The sequence below is a fragment of the Candidatus Gracilibacteria bacterium genome (genome assembly GCA_041658685.1).
Classification (GTDB): domain Bacteria; phylum Patescibacteriota; class Gracilibacteria; order UBA1369; family UBA12473; genus JBAZZS01.
On sequence record JBAZZS010000001.1, the window covers coordinates 583,767 to 603,575 of the forward strand.

The following is a 19,809-nucleotide window of genomic DNA, read 5'->3' on the forward strand; positions in this document are numbered from 1 at the left end:
TTCTAGGAATTATAACACATTTTAATCGAAAAATAAAGATCTCCTCCTACATAAAAACATTGGCTTGAAATAGAATAAAATCCTATTTAAAAAAATCATCCATGCCCGGAAATACTTTTGGCCAACTTTTTCGCCTCACCACCTTCGGAGAATCACATGGAAAAGCCATCGGAGGAGTCATCGACGGCTGCCCTGCCGGAATTTCATTGAGTGAAAAAGACATCCAACCCGACCTTAACCGCCGTTGTCCCGGACAAAGCGATCTCACCACCCTCCGTCAAGAACCGGACCGAATTGAGATTCTTTCCGGCGTTTTTGAAGGAAAAACCACAGGAACCCCCATCGGCCTTCTCATTCACAACCAAGACGCGCATTCTCAAGATTATGAAGCGTTAAAAAACTTTTATCGCCCGGGACACGCGGACGAAACGTATGATCTCAAATATGGATTTCGAGATCACCGAGGCGGCGGACGGGCCTCAGCTCGAGAAACCGCCATGCGCGTTGCCGGCGCTGCGATTGCAAAAAAAATGTTCCGTCATTTAAAACTGCGCACTCAAGTCATTGGCCACACCCAACAAATAGGCAAATGGAGCGTTGAAAAACCCGACTTTTCCGTGATTGAAAAAAATCCGGTCCGCGCCGCCAATCTCCGCATTGCAAAAAAAATGGAAGAAGAAATTCGACGACTCCAAGCCCAAGGCGATTCCATTGGCGCCTTGATTGAACTCGTGATTTTAAATTGCCCCATCGGCCTGGGCGAACCTGTTTTCGACAAACTCAAAGCGGATTTTGCCAAAGCCCTACTTTCCATCAACGCGGTGACCGGATTTGAATATGGCCCGGGATTTACGACTCCAATGCTTAAAGGAACACAAAATAATAAAATGGATTACGGTCTTTATGGCGGCATTTCCAATGGCCGACCCATCACGTTGCGCATTGCACTCAAACCCACCTCCTCCATTCAACTGGAAAAACAAGTCAAAGGCACAGCCAAAGGCCGTCACGATCCCTGCCTCGCTCCTCGCGCCATTTCCATCGCAGAAGCCATGATTTGGCTGGTGCTGGCGGATCATTATTTGAGACAAAGGTCGACTCAAGTAAAATAAAGGCAAGTGGTCAGGAAGAATTTTTGTTCACATGGGAGCGAAATATTTCGGATCATGATTCTCAATATTTCTTCCTTAAAAATGTTCACAAAAATTTCCCTTCCCACTTGCCTAAAATGTCATTCTCTCATTCATACACTAGCCACTTTTATCTCATGAACTTTTCATTAAAAAAATCATCCATCGTTCTTTGTTTTTGCCTATTTTCCACTCTTCTCTTCACCGGCTGCGCTTCTCAAAAAGAAATCAAAATCGGCGCGCTCACCTCTCTCACCGGAGAAAACGCCTCTGCCGGAATTGAATTTCAACGCATCGTGAATCTCGCCATCACCAATATCAACAAAACATGGGTTGAAAAAGAAAAAACGCTTTCCGTTCAATGGGAAGACGGAGAATGCAACACCGAAGCCGCGAACACCGCGGTTTTAAAACTTATTGAGCAAGATCAATTGAAACTGATTTTAGACGGTCCGTGCCAAGACACCACCGCTTTATGGCCGCAAGAAACGGATATGGACATTGATGATAACGATGACATTTATTTTTTGATTTTCAGTCAAACCCAAGCACCCAACATCAAAGATCTCCCCTCAAATCATCTCTATTTTGATCTTCCCCAAACAATCACCGAAGGCGACTTTACTTTGCGCCTTCAAAACGCCTACCGAGAAATTTATGGCCAAGAAATCCAAGACCTCCCGGCCGCAGCCCACATTTACACGGAAATTTGTCGTCTTTCCATGGCCCTCGACTCCGAAGGCATGAACCCTAAAAAAATCATTGAAATTCTCCCTGAAATTTCCATCAATAATGACATCCTCCCTTTCTAACATGTTCAACTTCAAACTTAAAAAACAGGAAGGCCACGCCCGCACCGGGACCTACACCACACCCCACGGATCTTTTCACACCCCGGCATTCATGGCGTGCGGCACCAAAGGCTCGGTCAAAACCCTCGAGATGCGCGACATCAAGGATTTAAACGCTGAAATCATCCTTTCCAACACCTACCACCTTGCGCTCCGCCCCGGGGCGGATGCAATTGCCAAAGCCGGCGGATTGCACCAATGGATGAACTGGAATAAACCGCTTCTCACCGATTCCGGCGGATTTCAAGTTTTTTCCTTAAGCAAAACCCGAAAAATCGATGCAGACGGCGTTAAATTCAAATCTCCAATCAATGGTGACACACACTATTTTACTCCTGAAAGTGTGATGAAAATTGAAGAAAAACTCGGAGCCGACATTATTATGGCGTTCGACGAATGCGCGCCCGGCGACAGCGACAAAGCCTATGCCAAACAAGCCATGCTCCGCACTCACGATTGGGCCCTGCGTTGCAAAAAAGAACACGAAAAACTTCAAAAAAAACGCGCACAAAAAGGAAAACCGCCTCAAGCGCTTTTCCCCATTGTTCAAGGAGTGATTTACGACGATCTCCGCATCGAATCCACTAAATTCATGGCAGCCCTCAACCTCCCGGGCATTGCCATCGGAGGCCTCAGCGTTGGAGAAAGTAAAAAAGACATGTACCGCACCCTCGACGTGATTCACCCCCACCTCCCGGCCAACAAAATCCGTTACCTCATGGGCGTGGGCAGTCCCGAAGATCTGATTGAAGGCATTTATCGCGGCATTGATTTATTCGATTGCGTGCTCCCCACTCGCCTCGCCCGCCACGGCGCATTTTGGACCCATTCCGGCAGACACAACATCAAGAACAAAAAATTTGATCAAGCCAAGGGCACATTGGAAAAAAATTGCACATGTTCCACCTGTAAAACAACCTCGATCGGCTACATTCGCCACCTCTTCATCGAAGGCGAAATCACGGCACTTCGTTTACTCACGATTCATAATTTACACTTTTTATACGAGCTCCTGCGCACTGCCCGAAACCACATCGAAAAAAACACATTTGAAGGCTTCCGCAAAAAATTCCTGAGAGAATTCAAAGTCAAATAACGCATGTCGTGGTGAGCACGCACGGAGCGTAGCGAAGTGCGCTCCCCCGCATTCTCTTCGTCTCGAACCACACATTCACGAGGGACTCTTTATCAAAAAAAATTACGATTCCCTCAGCCGAAACGATCGACATTGAGATAAAAACGTTCTCAAGTTTTTCATAAAATCATCAAAATTATAAGGAGGAACCCATTCGAAATCCCTAACTCTTAATGGCACACAATCAACATAAGCTTTAAGGTCAAAAATAAACGCCCCACCCTCCATCCGATCCATAGAAATACAAGAACTCTGATCAAACGCTTGCATAAAACCCCACCCAAAGGGGGGCTTATACCCAAGGTCTTGATAAATAAACCAAGAAAAAGCATGCCGAGCCACCCGATGCCTATCTGTTGGCGTAACCTCTTTCCCCTCCGCATACAACACCGGTTCATAATCATAAGAAGGTTTCTTCGGACAATCGATGCGATCCCCTCTCCCCTGAGATTGAATAAAAGCCGCCACTTGAGGAGTCAAATACTCGCCTGCAACCCACCACCCTGCATCAAAAAGTCGCTGTAATAAACGCCCGGCTATCACAGGTTGATTCAAAGGAAGAGCAATTTGAGCGATAGGCCTTCCAACCCCTGACGGTCGAGAGGTCCCCCCTTTGATGCAATCCTTATATTCAACTCCCAACGCTGTCTCCAATCCCCAACAATCTCCACGCGCCACAATTGGCAAAACGGCACATCTTCCAAGCCAAGAATGCTCTACCGTTATTTCTCGGTGCTGCTCATCCGTCACTGCCGGATCCCACAAGGCATGTTGCCCTTGCTTCACAAATTTCTCAAAACGCTCTTGAGCACGTTGGACATAGTTCACAGCCATTTCATCTCGAGGCCGTAAACCTCCCACGCGTGCCAAAAATTTATTCAATATTTCGCTTACATGATCCACTGAAAGAGGATATCCCATCGCCTCAAAACAAACTCCATCCAAACTAAAAACTCTCACTCCACGAATCTGCAAGGGATCAAAAAGACTATCAAAAACAGCCTCATGCAAAGGATGAGGAATCGAAAAATTATTACTGATTCCAGGCGGTGCATTTAAAACTGTAGGCAAAGCACAATCCGACCCCCTAAAATCACGCAACAACATATCGCAAAAATGAAAACGTAAAAGACCATAAACGCCTTCCCCAAAATCCTTCCCCTCCTCCAAACCAACCACATCCGCAATATCCGTAAAATTTCTCGGATCTTCTTTTTCCATCGGTTTTTTTTAGATCCCATTGCTCAAGCGATGAACAAAAACACACACCCCGAGATTGAGGATCCGAGGCATAACTCGTGGAATAAAAATACTCAATAAAAAGATAAGTGGCATGAGGCGGGATTCCACAACTCGCCAAATTAGCGACCATTTGATCTACATAAACAACCCTCGCATCTCTTCCGAGCCATTGGACATAAGTAGGAATCGCCCCTTCCACCACACCTACCACATAATCCGCAATCGCAGGATAAAACTCCGTGGGATGGGGAAATTCACTCCAAGCAAAAGAAGGAGAAAGTCTTTCAACAAAGGATAAAGGACGATGATTTTCATCCTCAAGCCCTATTTCCCCAAAATCTGGATCCCCGCCTAATCGACTCACCATAACAAATTTCTAAATTTTAACAAAAAAATATAAACACATAAATTCAAAAGTGTCAATTTGGCTTTTTCTCTCTTGCGTGCTTAAATAGGCCCATGATCGCTTACCTCTCCGGACTCATTCGCGCCAAAGCTGACAGACACCTCGTGTTGGATGTGAATGGAGTGGGATACAAAATTTTTGCCACCACAGGTTTGGTTGAAAAAACAGAACTCAACAGTCCCCTCAGCCTCCTCATTCATACCGTGGTGCGCGAAGAAGAAATCAGTTTGTATGGATTTGAAACTCAAGACGAACTAAACCTGTTCGAGCTTCTCATTTCCGTGAACGGCGTAGGCCCCAAAACCGCACTCGAAATTTTTTCCTGGCCCACAGAAAAAGTCCAAGCCGCCATCTTATCCTCCAACACCGCAGCGCTCACTCAAATCAAAGGCATTGGCAAAAAAACCGCAGAACGCATCGTGCTCGAACTCAAAGAAAAAGTTCAATTCAAAGGTGGGCCCGACGAGCTTTCCTCTCTTGCAACCTCCAAAGACTCCGATCTCCCGACTGACGTTGAAGATGCTTTATTGAGTCTCGGTTATCGCCGCCAAGATATGATTCGCGTATTCCGCAGTCTCAAAACCCCACTCGAAAGTCACGAAGCCATGATCAAGTACTTTTTGAAAAACGTTTAAAAAAAATGAATTCTCATATAAAAACTTTTTTACTTGTATTGATTATAGCCATTGTGACAGGGGCTAGTGTTTATAGATCATCCGAACAAAATATCGGGGAAATACGTAAAGAAAATAATGAACTTGAACATAATTTAGAAATTCTAAAAAACGAATACGAATGTATAAAAGGACAAAAAGAACTCTTTACATGGCAAAATATAACTTTTGAGCTTCCAAACTGTTGGACCACAGAAGAAAAGGTCAAAAATGGAAAAACCATCCTCCTTTTGACATTAAACAACACGGAAAATATTTTTCTCCAAATGAAATTAATTACAAACTATACAGCACCTAAAGATCAAGGACCTGCTGAAATTCAAATAGGGACCAATTACTTTTATCAATTTTTAGCCGGATTTGATCAACATGAATTTGTCCTTGAAAGGGAACCCTACCAATTAAATATTCTTACAATGACCCCGGATGATCTAATGATCAGAGATATTTTAGGATCAATACAATTACCAAAAAAGAACTAGCCCGCCTATTTAATGCCTTCCCTCCTCACCCATCCCCTCAACATTTTCTATCTCACCGGCGTGCAAAGTTCGCATGCGACTTTACTGAATACAGGTAAAAAAAACTATCTCATTACCGATGGCCGCTACATTGAAAAAGCACAAAAAAAATCACGTTTCAAGAATTTTTCCGCCATCGATCCCAAAAATGATTATAAAAAAACCATCCAATCCCTTCTTAAAAAACACAAAATCAACACCCTCGAATACGAAGATCATCGCCTGACGGTCAAAAATTTCAACATTCTCAAAAAAACCGCACGTGGACTTGGAATAAAATGGAAGCCGATCCAACATCCCATCGAAGAACTGCGCGCCATCAAATCCGCGAGCGAACTCAAAGCCATCCAAACCGCCCAACACCTCACTGATCAAATTTTTTATTCAATAAGAACAATTTTGCGCCAAGGAATGGCAGAAATTGAGATTGCAAATTTCATCAAAAAGAAAACATTTGACCACTTAAACGCCTCCCTCGCCTTCGAACCCATCGTGGCCTTTGGTCAAAACACGTCCATCCCCCACCACGACGCGAGTTTAAAAAAACTCAAAAAAGGCGAAATCATTCTCGTGGACATGGGCGTGGCCTACCACGGATACGCTTCAGATATGACGCGCATGATTTTCACAAAAACGCCGACGGAACAAGAAGAAAAAATCTACAATCTGGTGCTGTTGGGACAAAAAACCACGTTCGATGCGCTCCGTCCCGAAGTCATGGCAAAAACCTTAGACACAAAAGTACGCCGCGTGTTCAAAAAAGCCGGCTATCCGACCCAATTCACGCACAGCTTAGGCCACGGCGTGGGCCTCGAAATCCATGAAATGCCATCCCTGTCCGCCAAAAGCAAAACCATACTCAAACCCAACATGGTCGTGACCTTGGAACCGGGCCTGTATTTCCCCGGAGAATTTGGGGTACGGATTGAAGATTTAGTACTCGTCACTGCTACCGGCGCCAAAACACTCACAAAAACGTCAAAAGAAATCTCACTCACGTGCCTCTAATCTTCCTCCATTTTTAATATTGATGGAATAACCAATCTAGTTCGTCTAGTATGTCCATCCACTCTATTTGCCCTATCCAATTGTTCTGCCTCAAATCTGTGCTGGGCAGCATTAACCTCTTTATCAGATGGCTTTGGCTCTTCCCCATAAAGGTCTTCATAGCTTTCAAAATTCCCAGTGAAATTATCATCCTCATAAAAATCATCCCATACATCAGGCATAAACCATTAGTTTAAAAATAAAACTAATTTTAAGATACCCCCCCCCTAAAAAATGTCAACTACGCACGCAACGAAGTGAAGCGCTCTTCCCAATATCTCCGATCCACACTATGAGCAATTTGATGATGTTCTCGGCACAGCGGTGCCATATATCGAGGATCATGCGTATGCGCCAGCGCGAACCGTTGTGAATGATGAATGGTTTGTGCGAGTTTTTGGCACGTTGGAATGGAACATTTTTGGCCGAATTCTTCCTTAAGGATGGATTTCACACGAACCGGAATATAGCGAGAGGCTGTCTCTGGTACATTTTGAGCAATCGCCTCTTTTTCCTGCTCAATTTTTTCGTTTCGTTGTTTTAAAAGTTCAAAAAGAATTTTATTCACGTCGTGTCCTTGCGCGTGGAGACGATTGAGCTCTGCGATGACTTCGTCGGAAAGGGAAAAATTTAAACTGTGCACGTGCACAGTTTTTACGTCAAATTGTGACTTATTTAAGCCATTTTTATCCTCAAAATCACTCTCTTTTATATAGAATTTTTCGTCTCGCACAAGAGTTTCGATTGCCGCACATGGAAGTTTTTTAACTTTTTCCGCCAACTCCTTTTCATTTTCCACTGTCGCGATCGAAGCCACGCGCGCCAACTTATTTACGCTCACGCGCCCTTCCACGAGCAAATTTCTCAAAATCGGCTTATCCTCGAATCGTTTTTCCAAACAAAGCACTCGACGAACCTGTTCCTCAGACAGTCCTGCCAACTTCGCCGCAAACTCAAAAATACTCGCACATCCGCGCTTTTCGTACAATTTTCTTTTATGAACCTCCGGCAAAAGCCCGATAAATCGCCTCCGCCACAACAGTGCCTGCCTGCCAAATTGATCGCAAAGCCGTAATAATTTTCCATCCGAAATTTTCGTGATTGAATTTTCCATAAATAACAGGTTAAATTGACGCTTGAATTTTATCAAAAATCAGCCCAAAAAGTCACGCCAAAAATGTCCATTTTATATGGCGAAAAACATAGAAATATTGCGAGGTGAGTATTTACTCACTACGCGCGGGGTGCAACGGAGTGCGCTTGTTACATGCCTTGTCGTTCCTCCCAATAATGCTCATCCACTCGCCCGGCCTGAAGATCTACGAAAAACTGATCATTCAACAATCCTTCCGAAAACTCCAACAGCCATTGCCTCATCAAAACAAATTTATCCCGCGGCCCCGGATACTCCATTAGCGGTAAATATTGATCTTCAAAAAAACGCGGATCCTCCAAATTCATCAACATGCGAGCATATTCCGCTTGATCCTCATTCACTCGAAAAGGATCCACCGCAGAAGGATGATCCAAAGAATACCATTGAGGATTATTTCGCTTTGAAGCCTGACGATTTTTTTCTGCCCAAATCCAATACTCAGCCTCATCTTCAGGCATACGCCCAAAAGAATCTATGCGATGAAAAATTTCATGAGATAAAGGCCAACTTCGAACAAGATAAAAAGTAGATCTATCTAAAGGCATCACTCCTGCAGCCCCTTTCCCATCTTCCAAATCCTTCATATATCCACTCCATATAAGAGTTCTCAATCCCAACTTTTTAAAAACCTCAGGTGGCCATTTGGCCAATTGGGCCTTGAGTTCAATCATGTCGCGATAAAAAGCTCTATCAGAACCACCATAAGGGGACAACTGATAATAGTGCTCTAAGGTGTTATCAACTGACTCTAGAGTTTGATCAACTGTTTTAAAAACCTCAATTCCATAACGCTCAAAAAACTCCTCCTCAAAATGGATTTTTTCAAATATAGGCTTTTTAGCCTCCTCCATATTTCTTTGCCACTGACGGTCAGCTTGTCTTTGAATTTTCTTACGATGTCTTATTTCTTTTCTTGAGGGTTTATCGTCTTCTGCCACGCCTTCCGTGACCCCCATCGAAGCATCATGAAAATCCTGAGATTCCACCATGGGCGCGATCGAAGGTTCCTCTCCCCGTGCCTCAGGCATGGATGGAGCAAACAATAGAGTTGTCGTCAACAAACTGGATCGTAATAAATTCATAAAAAACCGAGCAAAAATCTAAGTATGCATAAAATCATATTTTAAGATTTATGTCAAACAAAAACCGCGTGCATTTTTCATCAAATCAGCCTAAAATTTCCCCCGTTTTCCTAACTCCTAAACGATACCTCCTAATCCCTTTCCTATGTGTGGCATCTTTGGCTATTTCGGTCCTCTCAATAACGCAGCGGAACTCGCACTCGAAGGCCTCAAAAACCTCGAATATCGCGGCTACGACTCCTGGGGCGTGGCGGCAAAACTGGAATCCGGAGAAATTCGGATGGAAAAACATGTGGGAAAAATTTCCGACGTCAAAGAATTTGGCAAAGAACTCAAAGGTCAAATCACCCACCTCGCCATCGGCCACACGCGCTGGGCCACGCACGGCGGCGTAACGCAAAAAAACGCCCATCCTCATCTCAGCAAAAATGGCGAATTCGTGCTCGTGCACAACGGCATCATCGAAAACTTCCGAGAACTGCGCAAAGAACTCCAAGGCAAAGGTTATGAATTCCTTTCCGAAACCGACACCGAAACCGCCGTCCATCTCATCGAACATTACAGCGACGAAGGATTCGAAACCGCGGTTCAAAAAGCCGTGAATCGACTCGAGGGCCGCTACGCCATTCTCGTGCTTCACGACAACACCCTGATCGCGGCTCGCAAAGGCTCGCCCCTCATCATCGGCATCGGCAACCTAAAAAACGAATTTTTCATCGGCTCCGATGTCCCGGCCTTCCTCAAATACACCAATCGCGTCATGTACCTCGACGACGACCAAATGGTGATGATGAACAAAGACGGCATTCGATTCAAAACCGTTTCACAGGGAACTCCCATCGAAAAACGCGAAATCAAACTCAATCTCACTCAACAAAGCGCGGAAAAAGGCGCGTACGCCCATTTCATGATCAAAGAAATCATGGAGCAAAAAGAAACCTTGAGTCGCGCCATCAACCAAGACCCAATTCTCATTGAAAAACTGGCGCAAGCCATTCGTGAAGCAAAAGGCACGTTCTTGATCGGATGCGGGACCGCTGGAAAAGTCGCCTTAACCGGCTCGTATCTTTTCTCCTCAGTTGCAAAAAAACACATCAACTTCGCATTCGGCTCCGAATTCACGAGTTTTCAAGAATTTTTAACCGACAAAACGCTCCTCATCGCCATTTCCCAAAGCGGCGAAACCGCGGACACGCTCGAAGCCATTGAAATCGCCAAAGAAAAAGGCGTCAAAATCGCCTGCATCGTGAATGTGGAAAGTTCAACCATGGCTCGATTTTCCGACATCGTGATCCCGCTCAAAGTCGGGCCGGAAAAAGCCGTGGCCTCCACCAAAGCCACCACCGCGCAAATGGCCATCCTGACTCTCCTCGCCTACGCCACCGCCAATCGGTTAGAAGAAGGCAAACAACTCCTCATTCGCACAGCCGGAGAAATCAACGACATGTTGAACCCGCGCTACGAAGAGCACATCGCCAAAATCGCGGAAAGTATGAAAAACGTGGAAAGCATGTACATCATTGGAAAAGGCCTCAACTATCCCATGGCCCTCGAAGCTGCCATCAAACTGCAAGAAGTTTCGTACATCCACGCCGAAGGGTTTGCCGGAGGCGAATTGAAACACGGGCCCATTGCCCTGATCTCACAAGGCACGCCCTGCCTCACGATTGTGGCCAACGACGCCACTCGCGCCGACATCCTCGGCAATGCCATGGAGGTCAAGGCCCGCGGCGGACGCATCATCGGTGTTTCTCCCGAGAATTCCGAAATTTTCGACGACTGGATCCGCGTCCCGGACGTGGGCGACACCTCGCCGATCGTGAACATCATTCCCATTCAAATCCTCGCCTACCACCTGGCCATCAAACGCCAAAACAACCCGGACATGCCGAGAAATCTGGCGAAGAGTGTGACAGTGAAATAACACGCACGAAGCAAAGCGAAGTGCACTCCCCCGCACCCGCATTTAATTTTCAAAAGAGTGGCTTTTCCTTTTACGCAAATTTGTCGAACCCAAATAAATCTGTTATAATATTCATAATGAAAAAAAACACCAAAATCGTTTGCACCCTTGGCCCGAGTTCGGATGATATTTCAGAGCTCGAACCCATGATAATCGCAGGCATGAATGTCGCACGCCTCAATTTTTCGCATGGAGATTATGAACACATGAAAAAAATCTTCGCCAATCTGAGAAAAGCGGAAAAGAACACCGGGAAAACCATCGCCATCCTTCAAGATCTCCAGGGCCCCAAAATTCGTCTCGGCCTTCTTCCCGAACAAGGAGTGCCGGTCAAACACGGCCAACGCGTGATTTTTTCAACCGGGACTGACACGTTCAAACCTGGCCCCATCGCGACCTTTCCGGTTCAATATAAAAATCTTCACAACGACGTCAAAAAAGGCGATCTCATCCTCGTGGACGACGGCTATTTTGAGCTCAAAGTCGAGAAAAAAGACGGACGAAACATTTACTGCCACGTGCAAAACGGCGGCGTTTTTAAAAGCCACAAAGGCATCAACTGCCCCACGGCCTCAATCAGCGCCAAAGCGCTTTCCACAAAAGATAAAGAAGATCTCGCGTTCGGCGTCAAACAAGGCATCGATTACGTGGCGCTTTCATTCGTGAAAAATGCGAAAGACATCGAAGAATTGCGCGCCTTACTCGTTCGCTACAAAGCCCCGCACGTCAAAATCATTGCCAAAATCGAACGCCGCGAAGCCATTGAACCCGAAACCCTCGAAGCCATTGCCCAAGCCGCGGACGGATTGATGGTGGCCCGAGGCGATCTCGGCATCGAAATCCCGGCTGAACAGGTTCCGATTGTTCAAAAAGAAATCGTGCGTTACGGATTGTTGTACGCAAAACCCGTGATCATTGCCACGCAAATCCTTGAATCCATGATCAAAAGCCCCCGCGCCACCCGCGCGGAAATCAGCGACGCGGCCACCGCCATTTTTGAACACGCGGACGCCCTCATGCTTTCCGGCGAAACCTCGGTCGGCGATTATCCGGTGGAAGCGGTTCGCACGCTTTCCAAAGTCGCCCGCGCCACCGAACACGCGCTCCACGGAAAAGAGCACCTTCTCTCCAATCATCTCGTGGCCATTGACATGCACATCACGGACGCCACCTGTTACAACGCCGCGCTCCTCGCCAAACACATCCAAGCGGATTGCATCGTGGTTCTCACCCGCACCGGCTACACCGCGCGCCAGATCATGAAGCACCGCCCCTCAACCCCAACGATTGTTATCACTTACGATCCTCAAGTCAAAAAAGAACTCGAGCTCATCTGGGGCTTGAACGACATTCTGGTTCTCGAAAATCGCATTGAATCCGCAGCCGAAGCCGCCAAACGCGTTCCCTCCCTCCTCAAACCTCTCGGCGTGATCAAACCCAACCGCGAACTCGTGATCGTGAATGCCGGGAAAAGGCACAATTTTATTACGACTGTGGTGGTGTAAACATGCTATAATCCCTGCATGCGCATCCTAGGAATCGACCCCGGTCTGGCCACCATCGGATTTGGCGTGATTGAAAAGGGGAAAACCCGCCTTCACATGCTCACTTGCGGGCATATTTCCACCCCCAAAACGCTCTCCACTGTGGACCGGCTCAACGAAATCGCGACAGACATCGAGGCGCTTTGCCAAACGTGGAAACCCGATGTGTGCGCCATTGAAGAAATTTATTTCAGCAAAAATGTGACCACCGCCATCCGTGTGGCCGAAGCCCGCGGCGTTATCTTGCAAACCCTAACTCGATCAGGGTATTCTGTTCACGAATACAATCCGCAAAAGATTAAAATTGCGCTCACCGGCGACGGCAAAGCCGACAAAGCGCAAATGCAAAAAATGATCACCCTGATTTTGGAGCTCAAGGAAGTGCCAAAACCCGATGATGCCGCAGACGCGCTTGCGATTGCACTGTGCCATGCCAATACCAGACATTAAATCTCCCCTCCATGAAACGTTTCATCCTCGGCCTTCTCCTCTCTTCCATCATCGTATTCGGAACCGTGTACGGGACCGTGCTCAACCCGACTCTTTTATCGAATCTCTTGAATGCCTTCCATTCCAACGATAATACAACTGACAATCCGACTGAACAAACCACCCCAACCGACATCCCCGAAACACCCACTTCCTCCAACCCCGACTATCTCAAACGCATCACCAAAGGCGACACGCTTTTCGAGGGCGGCTACTTCGATCTTGCCATCACTGAGTATCAATTCGCAGTCCAACTCGAACCCACCTCCAGCGAAGCGTTTTACAAACTCGGGCAAGCCTACTTTTACAACGCCGATTATGAAAACGCACGAATTCCTCTTGAAGAAGCCCTAAAAACCGATCCGACCAACGAAGAAATGCAACTTTTCTACGGAAAAAATCTCATCGAACTCCAAGACATCGAAGGGGCCAAGGCTCATTTCCTTTCCCTCACTTCCACCTCCCCGACCGTGCTGTATTACAAAGGGATTTTTGCCGCGTACGATGGAAACTACGAAGACGCAAAAAATAATTTCACCGCCGTGGTAACCGATGGCAATGATAAAACGCTCGTGGATTATGCCACCTCTTATCTCAATGCCATGGCTGAATTCGATTTGGCCCAAGATTCTCCGGAAAGTTATAAAAAAACACTCATCGGGCAATGTTTGGTTGAAACCAACGAACCCACGCTGGCCATCACTCTCCTTTACAACGTGCTCCGCGACGAACCCGATTATCGCGATGCGTGGATTTTGCTCGGGTATGCGTATTTGAATCAAGAAAAATACACGGATGCCGAAGATGCCCTGCTCAAAGCCATTGAAATGGATCCCACCAAGGCGGAAACGCGCTTTTACTTGGGTTTAAGTTATTTTGGATTGGAAGAAATGGCCTCCGCAATCACTCAATTTGAACTCGCGTTGCAAAGTGGGTACGAGCCCAAGGTTCAAGTGTATCAAAAAATTGGAGATGCGGCTGTGCTATTGGGAGATTACGCCAAAGCCGCAGAAGCGTATGAAAACGCGATCGCACTCAATTCCGATGATGTCACTTTGTTCATTCGCCCGGTATGGATTTATCTCGACCACCTCAACAATATTGAACGCGCATTAGAACTCAGCCAACAAGCCATCACCGCGCATCCGGACAATGCCATGGGCTACAATCTCAAAGGCTGGGCCGAAACCTATGCCAACGATTACACCGCCGCGGAACAAGATTTGAGTTATGCCTTGATTTTAGACCCGAATTTAGCTGCCGCTCATCTTAATTTCGGACGATTATACGAAGCTCAAGGCAACCTCGATGCAGCCAAAGAAAGCTACAAACGCGCCTACACCCTCGATCCTGCCGGGTCTATCGGAGGAACGGCCGCAGATAAATACAATGCACTCGTGGCAAAAGAGCAAGAAGCCGCGGAAACAGTAATTTAAAATTCATAATCTCTAATTACCCCCTCCCCCATGCCCCCCTCCCTCTTCTACCCCATTCTCTTTGTCCTCGGCCTTTTGTTCGGTAGTTTTTTAAGCGCTGCGATTTATCGAATTCATAATAAAAAACCCGGGCTCATCGGAGGCTCTTCCATGTGCCCCAAATGCCAAAAACGGCTTCTCGCCCACGACTTAATCCCTCTTCTCAGCTACATTTGGCTCTTCGGCAAATGTCGCCACTGCAAACGCCCGATCTCCTGGTACTATCCCGCCTTGGAACTCACCACCGCCCTCGTATTTATTACGGTTGGAGCGTTTCATCTCGCGCCTCTCCCTCTTTATCTTTTCTACGCCCTGGTTCTCGTTTTCATCTTCTTTTACGACCTCCTATACATGGAAGTACCGGACCAAATCTTAATCCCCGCCATCGTGATCGCGGGGTTGGGCCTGTTTTATCCCGGAATCATGGTCGGGCCCAAAGAAGCCTTGATCGGTGCCGGTGGATTAACCGTCTTTTTTCTATTACAAATTCTCATTTCCAAAGGGAAATGGCTCGGCGGCGGAGACCTGCGCATCGGACTTTTCATGGGATTAATTTTAGGCTGGAAACTCGTGCTCCTTGCCACCTTTCTCGCGTACCTGCTCGGCTCCATCATCAGCATCGGCTTGCTGCTTTCCGGAAAAGTCACCCGAAAAACCATGGTGCCCTTCGGCCCCTTTTTAGTTTTGGGAACTTTTGTCGCGCTCTTTTATGGCGACACCATCATTTCGTGGTATCTCAATTTTGTTCTAGCACGCACGTAGCGCAGCGGAGTGCGCTCCCCCAAGACCCGAGCAAAGCAAGGGTCTCCCCTATCCCGCATTTTCTCCCCTGACTTCACTAAAGAGCTCATTCAAAAAAGTGTGCACGTGCACACTTTTCGCCTCAAATAATGGCTCAAAAAAGCCATTTCGATATCTAAAAGCTACATCCGCCGCCAACTTCAAACTTCTGCTGCTTCCGTTCTCATCTCTTCCACGGCCGCTTGAATCTCAGCGGCTGGAATTTCCTCTTTCGTAACTTTTTGCGCGTTCGAAACCCGAAATGCCATCAATTCAAGAACCTGTGCTAAAAACCAATCTTCACCTTCTCTCATAATAGTAGAGAATTCTAAACTTGTACTCGCACCTATACAGCCATATCTAACGTCGTTTTCAGGTACGTTATATATTTTACTTAAAATAAATATTCTCACCGAGGGGTTGCCTCGCCCAGCAATCAAAAGATCAACTGAATCTTGCATTATTGGTCTGAGAAATTCTTGAAGTTTTTCATTTTTAATATTAACACGTCCGTGCAGACCAGAGCTCATTGCTATACAATAAGCGTTGTCAAGCAACGTGCTCAAGTGAGAAAGAAACTTATCAAGCAATGGTCGCATTTCTGAAGATTCCAAAATAGAAGGATCCTCTGCTTTTTCCCAAAAAGCTTGATCCGCTTCCGGCAATAAATGATCTCCTGACATAATTATTAAGGTTAAGTTATTAATGCCTTTATTTTTACATAAAAAAAATAAAAGCAAGACTTTACATAAAAATCATTTTAACGTCTTATATTTTTGTAATCTAATGAACAACAAAAAAAATAAATACATAACTACGCATCCCGCTCAAAACCTGCTAAAATTTATTTAGCATCCGCAATTCAAAATTTATAATTTAAAATTCAAAATTTCTTGTCCCCCGTCCTCCTCATCATCCTCGACGGTTTTGGTGAAGCGCCCCCCGGCCCGGGCAACGCCATCACTCGGGCGAACATGACGTTTTACAAACAACTACGAAAAAATTACCCGTGGACCCTGCTCAAATGCTCGGGCAACGCCGTGGGCCTCCCTGCCGGATATCAAGGCAACTCCGAAGTCGGGCATTTCACCATCGGCTCCGGCCGCATCACCTGGCAATCCTTCGAAGAAATCAATCGCTCCATCCGCGACAAGAGTTTTTTTAAGAAAAAAGCCTTGGTCAAGGCCTGCGCCTCAATTCGCGAAGCCAACAAAAAAGGCCAAAAACGCGCCCTTCATCTCCTGGGCATGATTTCGGATGAAGGCGTTCACTCCCACATCGACCACCTTTTCGCCCTGCTCAAACTCGCGAAGCTCGAAAAAACCTTTCCCGTGTACATTCACGCCATCCTCGATGGACGCGACGTGCCGGAACGAAGCGCCGACAAGTATCTCAAGATGATTCAGAATAAAATCAAAGCGCTCGGGCTCGACAAACCCCTATACAAAGGCGGGCCGAAAAAAGCGAGCATTGCCACCATCGTGGGCCGCTATTTTGCCATGGACCGCGACACCAACTGGAGCCGCACAAAAAAAGCCTACGATCTTTACGTCCACGGCAAAGGAATCATTGAAAAAAATCCACTCACAGCCATCAAAAACGCGTACGAAAATGGCGCTGAAACCGACTACTATGTTCCGCCGATTATCCTCGACCCACACGGCATCTTTCGCAAGAACGATTCCGTCATCTTTTTCAATTATCGAACCGACCGCTCCAAACAAATCACCGACGCTTTGTTGAACAAAAAATTTGATCATTTTAAAACCGACCCGCTTAACCTTAATTTTGTAGCCATGGGACCCTTTACGCACCTCGCTCCCGTGGTGTTTCCAACTCCCGAAATCCGACACAATTTAGCCGACGTTTTATCCTCTCATCGCCTACGCCAACTCCGCGTAGCAGAAACGGAAAAATACGCACACGTCACGTTCTTTTTCAACAGCCAAATTGAGACCCCATATCCGCTCGAAACCCGAGTCCTCATCCCCTCCCCCAAGTGCCCCTCGTACGCTGAAAAACCCGAAATGAGCGCTCCCAGCGTGACCCATCACCTCATCGACGAAATCAAAAAGGAAAAATACCCATTCATTGCCACCAATTTCGCCAATGGCGATCTCGTCGGCCATTCCGGCGACGTCAAGGCCGCGATTCAATGTTGCAAAGTGCTGGATGAATGTTTGAGCAAAATCATACCTGTGGCCCTGGAACACCACTATTCGATTTTCCTGATCGCAGACCACGGGAACGTGGAACAAATGCTCTATCCCGATGGCTCGGTGTGCCCTGCGCATTCCACCAATCGAGTCCCGGCGATCTTTATTTCCGAAAAAAACAAGATACAAACGAAAAAAATCACCCTCAAAAAAGGCAAAGGCCTGCAAGACATCGCGCCCACAGTTCTTCAACTTCTCGGCATCAAGAAGCCAAAAGAGATGACCGGGGAAAATTTAATAGCGTGAGATTTCATCGTCTATCCTTTATACTATTTTCATGAAAGCCATCATCCTTGCCGGCGGAACCGGGACGCGCCTCTGGCCGCTCAGCCGCCTCGAAAAACCCAAACAATTTCAAAAACTCGCCTCGAATAAAACCTTATTTCAAGAAGCGATTGGACGGTTAAAATTCCTCAAGCCGAGCGATATTTATGTGGCCACGAATCAAGAATTCGAAAAAGAAGTGCTCAAAGAAGCCCCTCAACTTCCCCGAGAAAACCTCATCATCGAACCCGCGCTCCGCGACACGGCCTCGTGCATCGGTTTGGCCGCCGCTCTCATCGCCGCCCGCCACCCGAATGAAGTCATGGCCGTGATTTACGCCGACCACCTCATCCAAAACACCGCAGAATTCAAAAAATGCCTTCAAGTTGCGGAAAAAGTCGCGCACCGCGATCACACCCTCAACATCATCGAGGTCAAAGCCAAATCCCCCAACGTCAATCTCGGCTATGTGAAAGTCAAAACCATGCTCGAGGTCATCAACGACGTAGAAGTTTATTCGTTCGAGCGTTTTATCGAAAAACCCGATCTCAAAACCGCGCAAAAATTCCTTCAATCTTATCGATATCTCTGGAATACGGGAATTTATGTATGGGAAGTCAAAACCATTTTGGAAGCCTACAAAAAGCACCTTCCCGACACCTACCATCGCCTGCTCAAAATTCAAACCGCGTATTTAAAAGATAAAAAAACCTTCCAATCCGTACTCAAAACCGAATACCCAAAACTTGAAAAAATCTCCATCGACTATGCGATCATGGAAAAAATCGACCCGCGTTGCGTGCGCATCTTGCCTGCGGACTTAGGCTGGAACGACATTGGGACTTGGCTTTCTCTCCACGACGAACTTGCCAAAAACGAAATCGCAAACCTCACCCAAGGCGACGTGCTTGCCATCGACACCCAAGGTTCGATCCTCTACAACACAGACCCGAAAAAACTGGTGGTTGGCGTGGGACTCAAAGATCTGGCCATCATCAACACTCCGGATGCGATTCTGATCTGCGATAAACACCGTTCTCAAGATGTAAAAAAGGCGGTGGAACACCTTAAAAAGGAAAAATGGGAGAAACTCTTATAAAATTATTTTCGAACAACCACAACCTCCATTTGACCTAAAGATCTGCGATTGTCGGTAAACACATAACCCGGAGCAACAACAACATAGCTTCCTAGTGCCTGACCGGGATCAATCTCTGCAGATCGTCTTATGGTTAATTTTATTAGACCCCTCATTTTACAATTTTCCACCTCTCCAGGAGAGATAGTTTGGGATACTTGTATCCTGTCCGTGGAAAGAGATTGGAGCAAAATAAGAAGCAAATTCTCCCATTTTCGGATGGAACCACCAGCTCGAACTACTTTCATCTGAAGCTCTTCAAACAAAGCTTTATGCAACGCTATTTTGTCCGTAACTTTACCCTCCCAAGTATTACGCTCCCCCGGAAAAGAAAGAATTCTTTTAGACAAGATTCCTGCAAGTATAGATTTTAAATGCCAATCCACTGCTTGCATTTCTTCAGACAAGGGAAAAGACTCCTTAATTTTTGCCGCCACACCATTTGTTAATTGAGTATCTTCAACCATGGTATAACCCATAATTCCTTTTTGCTTCGATTCTTCAGGACAATCTACGGCCCAAATCAAACGAAAAGACGGGACATTTTCTCCCCGACGATGCGTGCCCACGCGGGATAGTTAAATTAATTTGGTTGATTTTTTGGATTGCAAGTGATGGATTTTTTGTACTTACAAAACCCTTCGATCCAAGCAAAAAGAGACTTAGGTGTGTTGAAACCTTTGGCCCTATATTGAA

Annotated in this window: 19 protein-coding genes; 13 read left to right on the plus strand and 6 right to left on the minus strand. The window is 46.4% G+C overall.

Features of this window, described 5'->3' with window-relative positions; all coding sequences use genetic code 25:
• The first annotated feature begins 101 nt into the window (after positions 1–101).
• The 3 genes from aroC (at position 102) to tgt (ending at position 3,077) form a co-directional block, all read left to right on the plus strand.
• Positions 102–1,112 (plus strand): chorismate synthase, encoded by a 1,011-nt coding sequence (gene aroC, locus WC882_02375; protein MFA5842492.1) that lies wholly within the window; start codon positions 102–104, stop codon positions 1,110–1,112.
• Between the two features lie 155 nt (positions 1,113–1,267).
• Positions 1,268–1,942: an ABC transporter substrate-binding protein gene (locus WC882_02380; protein ID MFA5842493.1), complete on the plus strand. Its 675-nt coding sequence runs from the start codon at positions 1,268–1,270 to the stop codon at positions 1,940–1,942.
• 1 nt (position 1,943) lies between these two features.
• Positions 1,944–3,077, plus strand: a complete 1,134-nt coding sequence (gene tgt / locus WC882_02385) for a tRNA guanosine(34) transglycosylase Tgt (GenBank protein ID MFA5842494.1) — start codon at positions 1,944–1,946, stop codon at positions 3,075–3,077.
• 102 nt (positions 3,078–3,179) lie between these two features.
• Here the strand turns inward: tgt and WC882_02390 are convergent, their stop codons facing one another.
• Entirely contained in the window at positions 3,180–4,337 is a 1,158-nt protein-coding gene (locus tag WC882_02390) for a hypothetical protein (protein MFA5842495.1), read from the minus strand.
• Positions 4,338–4,817: 480 nt separating this feature from the next.
• On the opposite strand from WC882_02390, the gene ruvA reads away from it, so the two are divergent.
• The 3 genes from ruvA to WC882_02405 are packed head-to-tail and all read left to right on the plus strand — an operon-like array spanning position 4,818 to position 6,967.
• Positions 4,818–5,399, plus strand: a complete 582-nt coding sequence (ruvA, locus tag WC882_02395) for a Holliday junction branch migration protein RuvA (protein ID MFA5842496.1) — start codon at positions 4,818–4,820, stop codon at positions 5,397–5,399.
• Positions 5,400–5,404: 5 nt separating this feature from the next.
• Positions 5,405–5,920: a hypothetical protein gene (locus WC882_02400; protein ID MFA5842497.1), complete on the plus strand. Its 516-nt coding sequence runs from the start codon at positions 5,405–5,407 to the stop codon at positions 5,918–5,920.
• Between the two features lie 12 nt (positions 5,921–5,932).
• Positions 5,933–6,967, plus strand: coding sequence for a Xaa-Pro peptidase family protein (locus WC882_02405; protein MFA5842498.1), 1,035 nt, complete (start codon positions 5,933–5,935; stop codon positions 6,965–6,967).
• Here the strand turns inward: WC882_02405 and WC882_02410 are convergent.
• The 3 genes from WC882_02410 to WC882_02420 form a co-directional block, all read right to left on the minus strand.
• Complete coding sequence (locus tag WC882_02410; GenBank protein ID MFA5842499.1) at positions 6,964–7,188, minus strand: hypothetical protein; 225 nt, start codon at positions 7,186–7,188, stop codon at positions 6,964–6,966. The genes WC882_02405 and WC882_02410 overlap by 4 nt on opposite strands.
• A 59-nt stretch (positions 7,189–7,247) precedes the next feature.
• Positions 7,248–8,120, minus strand: coding sequence for a hypothetical protein (locus WC882_02415; GenBank protein MFA5842500.1), 873 nt, complete (start codon positions 8,118–8,120; stop codon positions 7,248–7,250).
• A 149-nt stretch (positions 8,121–8,269) separates the two neighbouring features.
• Positions 8,270–9,244 carry a hypothetical protein gene (locus tag WC882_02420; GenBank protein ID MFA5842501.1) on the minus strand — a complete coding sequence of 325 codons (975 nt, stop codon included), beginning with the start codon at positions 9,242–9,244 and terminating at the stop codon, positions 8,270–8,272.
• A 145-nt stretch (positions 9,245–9,389) separates the two neighbouring features.
• On the opposite strand from WC882_02420, the gene glmS reads away from it, so the two are divergent.
• The 5 genes from glmS to WC882_02445 all read left to right on the plus strand — a co-directional run bounded on the left by glmS (position 9,390) and on the right by WC882_02445 (position 15,477).
• Positions 9,390–11,168: a glutamine--fructose-6-phosphate transaminase (isomerizing) gene (gene glmS, locus WC882_02425; protein ID MFA5842502.1), complete on the plus strand. Its 1,779-nt coding sequence runs from the start codon at positions 9,390–9,392 to the stop codon at positions 11,166–11,168.
• Positions 11,169–11,284: 116 nt separating this feature from the next.
• Positions 11,285–12,712: a pyruvate kinase gene (gene pyk / locus WC882_02430; protein ID MFA5842503.1), complete on the plus strand. Its 1,428-nt coding sequence runs from the start codon at positions 11,285–11,287 to the stop codon at positions 12,710–12,712.
• An 18-nt stretch (positions 12,713–12,730) separates the two neighbouring features.
• Positions 12,731–13,201 (plus strand): crossover junction endodeoxyribonuclease RuvC, encoded by a 471-nt coding sequence (ruvC, locus tag WC882_02435; GenBank protein ID MFA5842504.1) that lies wholly within the window; start codon positions 12,731–12,733, stop codon positions 13,199–13,201.
• An 11-nt stretch (positions 13,202–13,212) separates the two neighbouring features.
• Positions 13,213–14,676: a tetratricopeptide repeat protein gene (locus WC882_02440; protein MFA5842505.1), complete on the plus strand. Its 1,464-nt coding sequence runs from the start codon at positions 13,213–13,215 to the stop codon at positions 14,674–14,676.
• A gap of 30 nt (positions 14,677–14,706) precedes the next feature.
• Positions 14,707–15,477: a prepilin peptidase gene (locus WC882_02445; GenBank protein MFA5842506.1), complete on the plus strand. Its 771-nt coding sequence runs from the start codon at positions 14,707–14,709 to the stop codon at positions 15,475–15,477.
• A 161-nt stretch (positions 15,478–15,638) separates the two neighbouring features.
• On the opposite strand, the gene WC882_02450 is transcribed toward WC882_02445, so the two are convergent.
• The gene (locus tag WC882_02450) at positions 15,639–16,178 is read right to left on the minus strand and encodes a hypothetical protein (protein MFA5842507.1); all 540 of its coding nucleotides are present in this window, start codon (positions 16,176–16,178) and stop codon (positions 15,639–15,641) included.
• A 210-nt stretch (positions 16,179–16,388) separates the two neighbouring features.
• Here WC882_02450 and gpmI point away from each other — a divergent pair, with 210 nt between their 5' ends.
• Together gpmI and WC882_02460 are read left to right on the plus strand one after the other, a co-directional pair.
• A complete protein-coding gene (gene gpmI, locus WC882_02455; GenBank protein MFA5842508.1) occupies positions 16,389–18,086 on the plus strand; it encodes a 2,3-bisphosphoglycerate-independent phosphoglycerate mutase in 1,698 nt (565 codons plus the stop codon).
• The gene (locus tag WC882_02460; GenBank protein ID MFA5842509.1) at positions 17,989–19,074 is read left to right on the plus strand and encodes a sugar phosphate nucleotidyltransferase; all 1,086 of its coding nucleotides are present in this window, start codon (positions 17,989–17,991) and stop codon (positions 19,072–19,074) included. The genes gpmI and WC882_02460 overlap by 98 nt, the downstream gene beginning before the upstream one ends.
• 2 nt (positions 19,075–19,076) lie before the next feature.
• Here WC882_02460 and WC882_02465 read toward each other — a convergent pair whose 3' ends face one another.
• Positions 19,077–19,682: a hypothetical protein gene (locus WC882_02465; GenBank protein ID MFA5842510.1), complete on the minus strand. Its 606-nt coding sequence runs from the start codon at positions 19,680–19,682 to the stop codon at positions 19,077–19,079.
• Positions 19,683–19,809: the final 127 nt, after the last annotated feature.